Here is a 12,183-nt window from a genome sequence, read left to right on the forward strand (position 1 = left end):
GGCAACAACTCGGTGAAGACAAGAAATCAGATCAGGAAATGGTGTCCAGCACACGCCCCGTGAGCGCCTTGCGGATGCTGGCGTCCATGCGGCGGGCCGCGAAGCTCGACGTGATCACATTCAGCGTCTGGCACACCGCCTTGACCGTGTCGGTATCGGCCTCGGTCTCCAGCGCATCGGCCACCAGGTTCATCGCATCCTGAATGTGCGCACGCTCGGCGGGCGACAACAATTCCTGCCCATCTTCCGCCAAGGCAGCCTCGGTCGCATCCAGCAAGCGCCGCGCATCCACCTGGGCTTCGCGCAGCATGCGCAACTGCATGTCCGCCTGCGCGCGACCCACGCTGTCTGTCAGCATCTGGGCGATCTGGTCGTCGCTCAAACCGTAGGAGGGCTTGACCTCGATGTGTGCCTGCACGCCCGTGCTCTGCTCACTGGCCCACACCGACAACAAGCCATCCGCATCAATCTGGAACGTGACCCGGATGCGCGCCGCACCGGCCACCATGGGCGGGATGCCCCTCAAGTCAAAGCGCGCCAGCGAGCGGCAATCATTGACCGCTTCACGCTCGCCCTGCACCACATGGAAGGACATGGCCGTCTGCCCGTCCTTGAAAGTGGTGAAGTCCTGCGCGCGGGAGGTGGGCAAGGTCGAGTTGCGCGGGATGATCTTTTCGACCAGGCCGCCCATGGTCTCGATGCCCAGGGACAGCGGCGACACGTCCAGCAGCAGCCACTGCCCGTCGCTGCCGGCATTGCCTGCCAGCACATCGGCCTGCATGGCCGCGCCCAGCGCCACCACCTCGTCCGGGTTGATGTCCGTCAGCGGCTGTTTGCCAAAGAACTGCGCCACGGCGTCACGGGCCACAGGCATGCGGGTGGAGCCGCCCACCATGACCACGCCGTCTACCTCGTCAATGCTCAGGCCGGCATCTTTCAGGGCACGGCGCGTGGCCGACATGGTTCGCTGCACAAGGGCCTGCGTACATTGGGCAAACACCTCACGCGTCACCGTGACACCTGCCACATCCACCGCATCAAAGCTGGACAGCGCTTCCTTGCCGGCACGCGCCGATGTCAGCAGGTGCTGTTGCTCGGTGGGGTTCAGTGCAGACCAGATTTGCTGGGTCTGCTCGGCCAGCCACAAGGCCAGGGCACGGTCGAAGTCATCACCGCCCAGGGCCGAGTCACCGCCGGTAGACAGCACCTCGAACACCCCGCGCGACAAGCGCAGGATGGAGATGTCGAAGGTGCCGCCACCGAGGTCGTACACGGCAAATACGCCTTCTGCAGCCTTGTCAAGGCCATACGCAATGGCGGCAGCCGTGGGTTCGTTGAGCAGGCGCAGCACGTGCAGGCCGGCCAGGCGCGCGGCATCCTTGGTGGCCTGACGCTGGGCGTCGTCAAAGTAGGCCGGTACGGTGATGACCACGCCGGTCAGTTCACCACCCAGCGAGGCCTCGGCGCGGGCCTTCAATGCGCGCAGAATGTCGGCCGAGACCTCCACCGGGCTCTTGACGCCGGCCACCGTGTCCACCGACACCATGCCGGGGCCGTCCACCAGCTTGTAGGGCGGCGAGCCCGCCTTGAGTGCATCGGCCATGGACCGGCCCATCAGGCGCTTGACGGAGGCAATCGTGTTGAGCGGGTCTTGCGCCTGCAGGGCCAGGGCAGGGTAGCCCACCAGGGGCGGCTCGCTGGTATCGGCGGTGTAGTGCACCACGGAAGGCAGCAGCACCTGATCGGACATGTCCACCAGGGCACGCGGCACGGCGCTTTGCACGCTGGCAATCAGCGAGTTGGTGGTGCCCAGGTCGATCCCCGCCGCCAGCCTGTGCTGGTGGGGGACCGCGCTTTGCCCGGGTTCGGCAATCTGCAGCAGTGCCATGGTGGGCCTCTTTCAAACAGCAAAGCTTTCGCCGCACCCGCACTCGGCCTTCGAGTTCGGGTTGTTGAACTTGAAGCCCTCGTTGAGGCCTTCGCGCACGAAGTCCAGTTGCGTGCCATCCAGAAAAGGCAGGCTCTTCTGGTCGACCAGCAACTGCAGGCCATGGGTCTCAAAGGCGATGTCTTCGGGCGAGGTTTCGTCGGCGAACTCGATCGCGTAGGACAAGCCCGAGCAGCCGCTGGTCTTCACGGCCAGGCGCAGCCCCACGCCCTTGCCGCGCTTGTTGATGGACTTCTGAACATGGCGGGCCGCCGCCTCGGTCATCGTGATCGCCATGGCGGGCCTCACATCGAGAAGGAGCTGCCGCAACCGCAGGTGGTCTGCGCATTGGGGTTGTGGATCACGAAGCGCGAGCCTTCCAGACCGTCTTCATAGTCAATGTCGGCGCCCATCAGGTACTGCAGGCTCATGGCGTCCACGACCATGGTCACGCCGTCGCGGTCGATGCGGGTGTCGTCTTCGTTGAGCTGGTCGTCAAAGGCAAAGCCATACGAGAAGCCCGAGCAGCCGCCGCCGGTCACATACAGGCGCAGCTTGAGGTTGGGGTTGCCTTCGTCGGCGATCAACTCGCTGACCTTGGCTGCAGCGGTGGCGCTGAAGCTCAGGGGGGCGGGTGGGGGCATATCGTGGCCCACAGAGGCGGTCATGGTCGATTCCATCTTCTTGCTCCTTGTGCGGTTGACAATGAAAAGCGGGTCGGTTCGGTGCGATCAATTCGGCGCGCATACCGGCTGGTCGGCCAGCGTGGTGGAGGCGGTTTCGCCTTGTGCGTGCTTGTTCTGGTAGTCAGCCACCGCAGCCTTGATGGCGTCTTCAGCCAGGATGGAGCAGTGGATCTTCACGGGCGGCAGCGCCAGCTCTTCGGCGATCTGTGTGTTCTTGATCGACAGGGCTTCGTCCAGCGTCTTGCCTCGCACCCATTCGGTGACCAGCGAGCTCGATGCAATGGCCGAGCCGCAGCCATAGGTCTTGAAGCGGGCGTCTTCGATCACGCCGGTGGCGGGGTTGACCTTGATCTGCAGCTTCATCACGTCGCCGCAGGCGGGCGCGCCCACCATGCCGGTGGCCACACCCTCTTCGTCGGCCGCAAAGGCGCCAACGTTGCGCGGGTTTTCGTAGTGGTCAATCACCTTGTCGCTGTATGCCATCTTGCTTCTCCAGTTTCAGTTAGCGAGGGCGGGGTCAGCGCCGGGCCGCCCCAAGCGTCCGGCCCCGCACCCCCGTGGGGGGCTGCGGTACCCCGCAGCCGGGGGCGCCTTTAATGCGCGGCCCATTGGATGCTGTCGAGATCGATACCGGCCTGGACCATGTCCCACAAGGGACTGAGTTCACGCAGTCGGTTGACGACTTCGGTCACGCGGGCGATCGCAAAGTCGATCTCTTCCAGCGTGGTGAAGCGGCCGATCGTGAAGCGCACCGAGCTGTGGGCCAGTTCGTCGCTGCGGCCCATGGCGCGCAGGACATAGCTGGGTTCCAGGCTGGCCGAGGTGCAGGCCGAGCCCGAAGACACGGCGATGTCCTTCATGCCCATCAGCAGCGATTCGCCTTCGACGTAGTTGAAGCTCACATTGAGGTGGTTGGGCGTGCGGCGCTCCAGGTCGCCATTGAGGTGGACCTGGTCGATGCGCGACAGGCCGGCCCACAGGTGGTCGCGCAGGCTGCGGATGCGCTCCAGCTCGGGGCCCATCTCTTTGGCGGCCAGGTGGTAGGCCTCGCCCATGCCGACGATCTGGTGGGTGGGCAGGGTGCCCGAGCGCATGCCGCGCTCGTGGCCACCACCGTGCATCAGGGCCTCGATGCGCACGCGCGGCTTGCGGCGCACATACAGGGCGCCCACGCCCTTGGGGCCGTAGCTCTTGTGGGCCGACATGGACATCAGGTCGATGGGCATCACGCTCAGGTCGATGTGCACCTTGCCGGTCGCTTGCGCCGCGTCCACATGGAAGAACACGCCCTTGCTGCGGCAGATGTTGCCCAGGGCCTCGATGTCCTGGATGACACCGGTTTCGTTGTTGACGAACATGACCGATGCCAGCACGGTGTCAGGGCGGATGGCGGCCTTGAACAACTCGATGTCGACCAGGCCGTTGTCCATCACGGGCAGCACGGTGACCTCCCAGCCCTCGCGCTCCATTTCGCGCATGGTGTCCAGCACGGCCTTGTGCTCGGTGGCCAGCGTGATGAGGTGGCGGCCCTTGGTCTTGTAGAAGGTCGCGGCGCCCTTGATGGCGAGGTTGTTGCTCTCGGTGGCACCCGAGGTCCACACGATTTCACGCGGGTCGGCGCCAATCAGCAAGGCCACTTGTTCGCGGGCCAGTTCAACCGCTTCTTCGGCAGCCCAGCCATAGGCATGCGAGCGGCTGGCAGGGTTGCCGAAGCGTTCGCTCAGGTAGGGAATCATCTTGGCGGCCACGCGCTGGTCCACGGGCGTGGTAGCTGCATAGTCCAGGTAGACGGGCCGGTTGGGCTGCACGATCAACGTCGTCATGAGGGCTCCTTGTTCTGCGCGGTCGGTATCGACTGAGGGGGCGCTTGCAAGGGCTCATTGCAACTTGGGTGCCAACTTCCAGGCTTTTCTTAAGTGATTGATTTCATTTGATAAATGTCAAAGTGACCCTTGTCGTTGTAGTGAAATCGTCGCGACAAGGCCATGTGGTTTTTGTCGGATTTGTTGTGAGCGTGGGGGCTTGCCTTCCCGCTGATCTCTACCTGCGGCACCAAGGGCATTGATCTTGCAAAGTGCTCGGGTATTGAGTGAAACAGGGTCGCCTTGTCGACAACCCACCATGCCCATCTACGAATACCACTGCCCCGCTTGCGACAAGCACTTCGAGCTGCTGGTGCGCAGCAGCACCGTCCCGGCTTGCCCGCAATGTGGCTCGACCGTGCTGGACAAATGTGTGAGTGCGCCGCAGCCACCCGGCAAGAGCGCCGGCATCATCAAGCGGGCGCGCGCGCGGGCGGCTGCGGAAGGGCACATGAGCAACTACAGCCAGGCCGAGCGCAGCAAGCTCACGTCGTAGCCAGCCTGAGGCGCCTGGCGGTGTGACGGGCCTTGCGCTTGCGGGCCCAGATGAGCACACCGGTCAGGCTTAGCGCAGCGATGCACAGCCCCAGCGCCGACATCAGCACCCGGCCGGGCAAGCCGATGATGCGGCCCGAGTGCAAAGGGAACATGGCCTGCATGAAGACGTCTCCCGTCGAGCCGGTACCGGGCACGTCCTGGCCAAGGAGTGCGCCTGTTTGTGCGTCCACATACAGCCAGGTGTTGCCCAGGCCACCGTCACCATGGCTGGCGCCAGGCTTGAACAGGCCCACGCCCCATGCGGCCTGCTGCGGCAGGTGGAACAGGCCGCCCAGCGGCGTGACCCAGCCCTGGCGGCGGGCTTCCTGGCTGGCCACATCCAGCACGGCTTGCCGCGAGATGCCCGCGGTCACATGGCCCTTCACGTGGCCCTGATCTGCGGCGGCGCGGCCCTCCAGCGGGGGCGGCGTCAAGGAGGACAGGCTGTTGACCAGGGGCTTCATGACCGGCTCGCGCAGGTTCATGGCCACCGAGGTGATGGCCACCATCAGCACCAGCAGCCACAGCCAGACCCCACCTGATCGATGCAGATCGAACACGAGCCTGGGGCCGCCTGCCCGCCAGCGAAAGGCCAGCGAGCGGCGCCATTGCCGGGGGGCGGGAAAGGAGATCCACAAGGCGATGAGGCAGTCCAGTACCCAGGCCATGGCCAGCAGGCCCATCAGCCAGATGCCCAGGTCCACCCCGCCTACCTGGGGCAGGTGCAGCGAGTAGTGGAGCTTGTAGATGAAGGGCATCAGGTTCTGTGGTGCGAGCGAGAAGGCCCCCCATTGCCGGCAGCCCTGTACGGCACCCGTGACCGGGTCCAGGGCGACCTGGTCATAGCCCAGCTCAAAGGGCCGGCCGGTGGCCGGATCGACACGGGGCCGCACGCCAAGCAGCAAGGCGTCACCGGTTTCGATGGCCAGCGGCAGCCAGGTCACCATCAGGCGTGGCTCGGCGCGCTCCAGGCCTTCGGCCAGGGCCAGGCTGCTCAGGGGCTGACCTGGTGTCTGTGCACGGTAGAGCTGTGGGCTGATCAAGGCGTCCAGCTCGTGGTCCCAGGAGATCAGGGCACCAGTCAGGCCGGCCATGAACAGGAAGGCCGCTGCGCTCAGGCCGAACCAGCGGTGCAGGCGAACAAGAAGGGCGCGCATGGTCAGAAGGTCCAGCTCAGGCTGACTTCGCCATGGCGAGGGGCACCGTAGTAGGCCTGATCCCAATACAGGCTGTTGAGGTACTTCTGGTTGCCCAGGTTGCGGACCTGGGCCGATGCCTTCCAGTGCGGGCTCAATGCGTAGCTGGCGCCCACGTCCAGCAGTGCATAGGCCGCCTGGCGAGCCACGGCACCGTTGCTGCTTGAGTAGATGGCCGATTGCCAGCGCAGGCTGGCTGTGGTGCTCAGGCGGTCGGTGGGCTTGTAGCGCAGGCCCACGCGCACGGTGTCGCGTGGCACGAAGGTGCGCGCCTGCTGGCCATCGGCGGTCTGGAGCGACAGGTGGGTGATGCTGCTGGTGATCTCCAGCCGTTCATGCGCCTGGCCCGTCAGCTCCAGCTCGATACCCCTGCTGCGCGTGTCCACACCCTCGTAGGCGGTGTAGCCAGGCTGGGAGCCGGAAGGCGCGACATAGCTTGCATTGCCTGCCAGGCCATTCTGGCGTGTGTCGAACACGGCCAGTTGGGCCGCCAGCGCCTTGTTCAGCAGGTCGGCCTTGATGCCCAGTTCCGTGTTGCGGCCCTGGATGGGGGCCAATACCTGGTGCTGGGCGTCGAGTTCGGTCTGCGGCTTGAAGATCCGGGTGGCACTGCCATACAGGCTCACGTTCGCGCCCAGATCCCAGACTGCGCCGATGTAAGGCGTGGTCTGGCTGTGGCTGTAGGTGTGGTCCGAGCCGTAGTTCTGGCCTTGCGAGCTGATGTGAGTAAAGCGGCCCCCGGCCAGCAACTTGAAGGTGTCGCTCAGGTTCAGGCGCGTGCCGCCATAGACGGCCATGCTGTTGGTGCGGAAGTCCGATCCGTTGTAGGACGCGTTGAATGCAGGCTTGGTGATCTGGCCGTTCCAGTTACTCAGGCTGAACCCCAGTGGCTGGCCTGTGATGCTGCTGTAGCCGGACTGCTCCCAGGCGTCTTCATGGGCCCAGCTCGCACCCAGGGTCAGTTCATGCTGGCGCCCGGCCAGCGAGTAGGGGCCGCTGGCCTGCACATTGAGCATGTCCTGCACATAATGCCCAGCGAAGGCCGACGGGTAGATGAACAGGCCTTGCCCCGTGTCCCGGTCGGGCGTGCCATACAGGTAGAGCAGTTCGGAGTCTGTGTTCATTTCCCGGTGGGTGAGCACGGTGCGCAGATCCCAGCCATTGGTGAAGGCGTGTTGCAACTCGGCGTGCACACGCTGGTCACGGTTGTTCCACCAGGCCCAGTCTGCTGCGGTGCTGGTCGACGCGTCGTAGTTGGTCTGTGAGCCGTCGGTGTAGTTCATGGGCAGGGCGCCCCACAGCGGGCTGCGCGCGCGCGTCTCCTGTGTCAGCAGGCCAAGCGACAGCATGGTGGCCTCACCCAGGTCCATGTCCACCACGCCATACAGCGTCTGCCTGGCTCGGCCGTATCGGTCCAGATAGCTGTCCTTGTCCTCGACCGCACCCACGAGCCTGGCACGCACGGAGGCATCGGCATTGAGCGCACCGGAGACGTCGGCCTGCGCGCGCTTGAGATTCCAGGAGCCCAGGGTGAGCTCGGCAGAAGACTGGAATTTAGCCGTGGGTTTCTTGCGCACGAAGTTGACCGTGGCCGAGGGTTGGCCGGTGCCGGTCATCAGGCCATTGGCGCCGCGCAGCACATCGATGCGGTCATAGATCACCGTGTCCAGATCGCCCCATTGCGCACCGTTGGTGAAGGGCATGCCGATGCCATCAAGCTGGAAGTTGTCGATGTCCAGGCCGCGTGAGGCGTAGTAGGTGCGGTCGGTCTCGACCTTCTCGACGGTGACGCCCGGTGCCATGGCCAGCGCGTCGTTGACCGAGGTCAGCCTGAAGTCCTGAAGCTGGCTGTGGGTGATGGTGCTGATGGCTTGTGGTGTTTCGCGCGGTTTGAGCGCCAGCCCGGTGGCGGTGCTGCTGCGCTGGGCCTTGTAGCTTGGACGGCCTTCGCTGGGGTCTGCTGTGGGCAGCGTGTCGGTCACGGTGACGTCGGGCAGTTGTGGGGCGGCCTCTGCAGGGGGTGTCGGGGCCTGGGCCTGGGCGCCATTGGCCAGGGTGAACAAGGCCAGCGCAAGGCAGGAAAGACGGGGGGATGTGGACTGCATGGGAAAGCGAGAACGAGTGGATGAAAAATGGGCGGACAAGGCGCTGCCCGACACGAGCGGTCTCGCGCCTTGTTGTCAGTAGGGAGGGGGAAGCCTGGCGGCTCAGTCGGTCCGGGCTTTGGGCTTGGCCCGGGCCAGTTGAAGCACGGCGGGCGGGCATGGCGCCGCTTGCGTCTCCTGACTCAAGCTGCCCAAAGCCTTTTGCAGGGCCGCCTTGCTGGGCGTGTCCACGAACGCACAGCGCTTGCCGGTGCGTTTGCAATGCTCTTTCACGCGCCAGTAGGCATCGTGGCTGATGCAGCCGGTCTGGCAGATGACCAGATCGGCCGCCGCCAGGGTGGTGTCGAGCTTGCTGATGCAGTGGTGCTCGCCGCCATCGTGATGGAGGAAGCGGCCCCCCGTGCGCTCGATGACGTAGCGGTAGAGGGGCACGGCGGCCGTTCTCCCCCCTACGCACAACACAGTCTGATTGGTCAGGGGCGTGGCGTCCTTGGCCTGTTCCGCAGCAGGGGCGGGCTCCGACGCGGCCACCGACCTGCCGGCCTCCATGCGGGCCAGTTGTTCCTGTAGCCTCGCCTTGTCGGTCTCGCTGCGGATGAGGTCACCTCTGAGCCGCACGAGCGTGGCTTCCAGCGTCTGAATTCGCTGGGCTTGCGCCTGCGCGATACAGGTGCTGCGCTTTTGTGCCGAGGCCAGTTCACGGGCCAGCACGGCGTTTTCATCCATCAGGGCGGCAAGATGGGCCTGATGCTGATCGAGGTGGTGTGGCATGGGACGTGCGCCGCGGTGCGCCTGGTTTGCGATGCTTATCAATGTAAATAAGAATCATTCGCAAATGCAAGCAAGGCACGCAACAAACCTGATGCCATCGTGGTTGTTCGAGTGTGGCCGCTCGCCGGCCACGCGGGCGGGGCGGTTTAGTGTTGGCGCATGAGCACGTTGCGCCTTATCAAAGGGCAAAGGTCTGGCTGACCAGATCATGGAAACATGAACAAGCGCATTCTGATCATTCAAGGGCACCCTGATGCAGCTGGCGGCCAGCATCTGTGCCATGTGTTGGCCCAGGCCTACGCGCAAGGGGCGATCACCGCCGGCCACGAGGTGCAGGTGGTGGATGTGGCCACGCTGGACTTCCCTCTGCTGCGAAGCCAGCAGGAGTGGGAGGAGGGTGCGGTGCCGCCCGCGTTGATGGCTTCGCAAAAAGCCATTGCCTGGGCAGATCACCTCGTGCTGTTCTTTCCCTTGTGGCTGGGTGACATGCCGGCCTTGCTCAAAGGCTTTCTGGAGCAGGTGGCGCGGCCCGGTTTTGCCTTGAGCAAGGGCGGGGAAGGGCGCCTGCCTGCCAAGCTGTTGACGGGGCGCTCGGCCCGCGTGGTGGTGACCATGGGTATGCCCGCCTTGATCTACCGGTGGTACTTCCGGGCCCACAGCGTGAAGGCGCTGGAGCGCAACGTTCTGGGTTTCGTGGGCATCGCACCCATCCGCGAGACCTTGATCGGTGGTGTCGATGGCCTGGGCGAGGCAGGCGTCGCCACCTGGTGTGGCAAGTTGAGCAAGCTGGGGCGAAGGGCGTATTGAGTCGCCTGTTGAGCCACCTGATAGGGGGCAGACGTGGTGAATCGTCACCAATTCACGGGGGATACGGGCTGACGCGTCTTGATCTGCATTGAAATGCGAATCATTCTTGATTACAATGAATTAACAATGATTCGCATTTGCAGTAAGCATGCCAGCCCAACTTGCCATCCACGGTGGCCAGCCTTCCGCCTTCAGGATCTCGCCAACAGCCATGGCGATGGTTGTGGCGGCGCACGTGGGTGTCGCGCTGCTGCTGACGGTCTCCCGCACCTTGCCGATCACGCCGCCTCGGCCGCCATTGATGGTCGAGGTCATCACGGCCAAGGCGCCCACGCCGCCGGCACCCAAGGCCCCCGACATCACGCCGCCCAAGCCCAAGCCCGTGGCCAAGCAGGAGCGGGTGACCCGTGCGCAAGACGTGCCAGTGCTGGCTGCCAAGCCCATGGCGCAGGAGCCCGTGGCCAACGAAGCCAAGACGCTGCCGCCCGCACCCTTGCCGCCCATTCAGACCCCGCCGGCTCCCGCGCAGGCCGCACCGGCCGCGCACGCCGTGCCGGTGCCCGCCGCCACACCCCTCCCCCCCAAGTTCGACGCCGACTATCTGGACAACCCCAAGCCGGTCTACCCGCCTATCTCGCGCCGTGAACGCGAGCAGGGCAAGGTGCTGCTGCGTGTGCATGTCGAGGCCTCTGGCGCAGCCGGCAAGGTGGAGCTGGGTACCAGCTCCGGCTACGAACGGCTCGACAAGGCCGCTTTGGCTGCGGTGAGCCGCTGGCGCTTCGTGCCCGCCCGTCAAGGATCTGAAGCCGTGGCCGCCTGGGTCACCGTCCCCATCATCTTTAGTCTCAAGGATTGAACTGCCATGAACGAGTCACTTGACCTGGCCCACTTCTGGGCGCATCTGGACCTGGTTGCCCGCTTTGTGCTGGCGATCCTGCTGTTTGGCTCCATCACCTGCTGGTACCTGATCGTCACCAAATCGGTTCAGGTCTACCGCACCAGCCAGCGCAGCCGCCGCTTCCTCAAGGCCTTCTGGGATGCGCCCAATCTGGACGCCGTGGCACGCGACATCAAGGCACAAGGCTCTTCTGACCCGTTCTCGCATCTGCTGCACCACGGCTTCACGGCCTTGGACCACCTCAGCCGCCGCGAAGAGGCCGCCAGCCTGATCGACGCCGGTGCCCCCGACGAGATGCTGACGCGCGCCCTGCGCCGTGCCATCGAGGAAGACAAGGCCAGCATGGAGTTCGGCCAGTCCTTCCTGGCCACGGTGGCGTCAAGCGCCCCCTTTGTCGGCCTGTTCGGCACGGTCTGGGGCATCTACCACGCGCTGGCGGCCATCAGCCTGACGGGGCAGAGCACGCTCGACAAGGTCGCCGGCCCCGTGGGCGAGGCCCTGATCATGACCGGCATCGGCCTGGCTGTGGCCATCCCCGCGGCCATTGCCTACAACTCGTTTGCCCGTGTGAACCGCAACGTGATGTCCCGGCTGAACTCCTTTGCCTATGACGTCTTCAACTTCATGGCCACGGGCATCAAGGCGGCACCCCGCATGGCTGGCAACCTGGCCGGCGCGGACAAGGTGATCGACCTGCCGCGCGCTCAAACGCACGCAGTGCGCTGATCGGGAGCACGAACATGGCATTCGGAAGCCTGGAAGGCGAAGAGGACAACGCCCCTCTGGCGGAGATCAACATGGTGCCGCTCATTGACGTGATGCTGGTGCTGCTGGTGATCTTCATCGTCACGGCGCCCATGCTCACGCATGCGGTCAAGGTGGACCTGCCCAAGGCAAGTTCTTCCCTTAATGTGACCAAGCCGGATCACGTGCAACTGGCCATCGATGCCCAGAGCCACCTGTACTGGAATGGCGCCCCCATCGAAGCCGATGCGCTCAAGGTGCGCCTGCATGACTCGGCGGCCTTGCAACCTCAACCCGAGCTGCACATCCGTGCTGATCGCACCACGCCATACGAGAAAGTGGCGCAGGTGATGTCCATGGCCGCCAGTGAAGGCCTGGGCAAGATCGGCTTCATCACCGACCCAAGCACGCCTGCGCCGTCAGCACCATGAGCACCACCATGGACAGCAACCCGGCCGAGGACAACACCCCGGCCTTGTCGATGCGCCAGCCCTTGCCCCCACCGCCCCGCGTGGACAGCCAGCAGCTGTTCGAGGGCCAGCGCGAGCTGATCATCCAGCATCAAGGCGAGGAATACCGCCTGAGGATCACGCGCCACGACAAGCTGATCCTCACCAAGTAATTCCCCCGACCGTTTCAGACCACTGATT

The 12,183-nt window shown here is 64.8% G+C and carries 14 protein-coding genes; 6 read left to right on the top strand and 8 right to left on the bottom strand.

From position 1 onward, the window contains the following. Positions 1 to 31: 31 nt before the first annotated feature. The 5 genes from hscA to HY019_RS06620 all read right to left on the bottom strand — a co-directional run bounded on the left by hscA (position 32) and on the right by HY019_RS06620 (position 4,436). Positions 32 to 1,888: a Fe-S protein assembly chaperone HscA gene (hscA, locus tag HY019_RS06600; RefSeq protein ID WP_290689415.1), complete on the bottom strand. Its 1,857-nt coding sequence runs from the start codon at positions 1,886 to 1,888 to the stop codon at positions 32 to 34. A gap of 12 nt (positions 1,889 to 1,900) precedes the next feature. Beyond that, positions 1,901 to 2,224, bottom strand: a complete 324-nt coding sequence (gene iscA / locus HY019_RS06605) for an iron-sulfur cluster assembly protein IscA (protein ID WP_290689417.1) — start codon at positions 2,222 to 2,224, stop codon at positions 1,901 to 1,903. Between the two features lie 8 nt (positions 2,225 to 2,232). Continuing rightward, positions 2,233 to 2,595, bottom strand: a complete 363-nt coding sequence (gene erpA / locus HY019_RS06610; RefSeq protein WP_290689419.1) for an iron-sulfur cluster insertion protein ErpA — start codon at positions 2,593 to 2,595, stop codon at positions 2,233 to 2,235. A gap of 63 nt (positions 2,596 to 2,658) precedes the next feature. Next, entirely contained in the window at positions 2,659 to 3,096 is a 438-nt protein-coding gene (iscU, locus tag HY019_RS06615; protein WP_290689421.1) for a Fe-S cluster assembly scaffold IscU, read from the bottom strand. A 110-nt stretch (positions 3,097 to 3,206) separates the two neighbouring features. Next, the gene (locus tag HY019_RS06620; RefSeq protein ID WP_290689423.1) at positions 3,207 to 4,436 is read right to left on the bottom strand and encodes an IscS subfamily cysteine desulfurase; all 1,230 of its coding nucleotides are present in this window, start codon (positions 4,434 to 4,436) and stop codon (positions 3,207 to 3,209) included. Between the two features lie 298 nt (positions 4,437 to 4,734). On the opposite strand from HY019_RS06620, the gene HY019_RS06625 reads away from it, so the two are divergent. Continuing rightward, on the top strand, positions 4,735 to 4,971 hold the full coding sequence (locus HY019_RS06625) for a zinc ribbon domain-containing protein (protein ID WP_290689425.1): 237 nt from the start codon (positions 4,735 to 4,737) through the stop codon (positions 4,969 to 4,971). Here the strand turns inward: HY019_RS06625 and HY019_RS06630 are convergent. The 3 genes from HY019_RS06630 to HY019_RS06640 all read right to left on the bottom strand — a co-directional run bounded on the left by HY019_RS06630 (position 4,961) and on the right by HY019_RS06640 (position 9,084). After that, positions 4,961 to 6,169, bottom strand: a complete 1,209-nt coding sequence (locus tag HY019_RS06630; protein WP_290689427.1) for a PepSY-associated TM helix domain-containing protein — start codon at positions 6,167 to 6,169, stop codon at positions 4,961 to 4,963. The genes HY019_RS06625 and HY019_RS06630 overlap by 11 nt on opposite strands. A 2-nt stretch (positions 6,170 to 6,171) precedes the next feature. Continuing rightward, complete coding sequence (locus tag HY019_RS06635; RefSeq protein WP_290689429.1) at positions 6,172 to 8,313, bottom strand: TonB-dependent siderophore receptor; 2,142 nt, start codon at positions 8,311 to 8,313, stop codon at positions 6,172 to 6,174. A gap of 102 nt (positions 8,314 to 8,415) precedes the next feature. Beyond that, positions 8,416 to 9,084 (bottom strand): DUF2325 domain-containing protein, encoded by a 669-nt coding sequence (locus HY019_RS06640; RefSeq protein WP_290689431.1) that lies wholly within the window; start codon positions 9,082 to 9,084, stop codon positions 8,416 to 8,418. 216 nt (positions 9,085 to 9,300) lie between these two features. Here HY019_RS06640 and HY019_RS06645 point away from each other — a divergent pair, with 216 nt between their 5' ends. From HY019_RS06645 to HY019_RS06665, 5 genes are all read left to right on the top strand, one after another. Further along, positions 9,301 to 9,891, top strand: a complete 591-nt coding sequence (locus HY019_RS06645) for an NAD(P)H-dependent oxidoreductase (RefSeq protein WP_290689433.1) — start codon at positions 9,301 to 9,303, stop codon at positions 9,889 to 9,891. Between the two features lie 148 nt (positions 9,892 to 10,039). Then, positions 10,040 to 10,747 carry an energy transducer TonB gene (locus HY019_RS06650; protein WP_290689435.1) on the top strand — a complete coding sequence of 236 codons (708 nt, stop codon included), beginning with the start codon at positions 10,040 to 10,042 and terminating at the stop codon, positions 10,745 to 10,747. 6 nt (positions 10,748 to 10,753) lie between these two features. Continuing rightward, on the top strand, positions 10,754 to 11,515 hold the full coding sequence (locus HY019_RS06655) for a MotA/TolQ/ExbB proton channel family protein (protein WP_290689436.1): 762 nt from the start codon (positions 10,754 to 10,756) through the stop codon (positions 11,513 to 11,515). A 14-nt stretch (positions 11,516 to 11,529) separates the two neighbouring features. Beyond that, entirely contained in the window at positions 11,530 to 11,964 is a 435-nt protein-coding gene (locus HY019_RS06660) for a biopolymer transporter ExbD (protein WP_290689437.1), read from the top strand. Further along, positions 11,961 to 12,155: a hemin uptake protein HemP gene (locus tag HY019_RS06665; protein ID WP_290689438.1), complete on the top strand. Its 195-nt coding sequence runs from the start codon at positions 11,961 to 11,963 to the stop codon at positions 12,153 to 12,155. Before HY019_RS06660 ends, HY019_RS06665 begins: the two co-directional genes overlap by 4 nt. Positions 12,156 to 12,183 lie beyond the last annotated feature (28 nt).

Origin of the sequence: Aquabacterium sp. (assembly GCF_016195855.1) — a bacterium.
GTDB lineage: Bacteria > Pseudomonadota > Gammaproteobacteria > Burkholderiales > Burkholderiaceae_C > Aquabacterium.

What these genes read in the sequence shown, in the direction of transcription:
- iscU (WP_290689421.1), bottom strand. Translation starts at nt 3,096, where the DNA reads ATGGCATACAGCGACAAGGTGATTGACCACTACGAAAACCCGCGCAAC.
- HY019_RS06620 (WP_290689423.1), bottom strand. Translation starts at nt 4,436, where the DNA reads ATGACGACGTTGATCGTGCAGCCCAACCGGCCCGTCTACCTGGACTAT.
- HY019_RS06640 (WP_290689431.1), bottom strand. Translation starts at nt 9,084, where the DNA reads ATGCCACACCACCTCGATCAGCATCAGGCCCATCTTGCCGCCCTGATG.
- HY019_RS06630 (WP_290689427.1), bottom strand. Translation starts at nt 6,169, where the DNA reads ATGCGCGCCCTTCTTGTTCGCCTGCACCGCTGGTTCGGCCTGAGCGCA.
- hscA (WP_290689415.1), bottom strand. Translation starts at nt 1,888, where the DNA reads ATGGCACTGCTGCAGATTGCCGAACCCGGGCAAAGCGCGGTCCCCCAC.
- HY019_RS06645 (WP_290689433.1), top strand. Translation starts at nt 9,301, where the DNA reads ATGAACAAGCGCATTCTGATCATTCAAGGGCACCCTGATGCAGCTGGC.
- HY019_RS06650 (WP_290689435.1), top strand. Translation starts at nt 10,040, where the DNA reads ATGCCAGCCCAACTTGCCATCCACGGTGGCCAGCCTTCCGCCTTCAGG.
- HY019_RS06655 (WP_290689436.1), top strand. Translation starts at nt 10,754, where the DNA reads ATGAACGAGTCACTTGACCTGGCCCACTTCTGGGCGCATCTGGACCTG.
- HY019_RS06635 (WP_290689429.1), bottom strand. Translation starts at nt 8,313, where the DNA reads ATGCAGTCCACATCCCCCCGTCTTTCCTGCCTTGCGCTGGCCTTGTTC.
- HY019_RS06625 (WP_290689425.1), top strand. Translation starts at nt 4,735, where the DNA reads ATGCCCATCTACGAATACCACTGCCCCGCTTGCGACAAGCACTTCGAG.
- iscA (WP_290689417.1), bottom strand. Translation starts at nt 2,224, where the DNA reads ATGGCGATCACGATGACCGAGGCGGCGGCCCGCCATGTTCAGAAGTCC.
- HY019_RS06660 (WP_290689437.1), top strand. Translation starts at nt 11,530, where the DNA reads ATGGCATTCGGAAGCCTGGAAGGCGAAGAGGACAACGCCCCTCTGGCG.
- HY019_RS06665 (WP_290689438.1), top strand. Translation starts at nt 11,961, where the DNA reads ATGAGCACCACCATGGACAGCAACCCGGCCGAGGACAACACCCCGGCC.
- erpA (WP_290689419.1), bottom strand. Translation starts at nt 2,595, where the DNA reads ATGACCGCCTCTGTGGGCCACGATATGCCCCCACCCGCCCCCCTGAGC.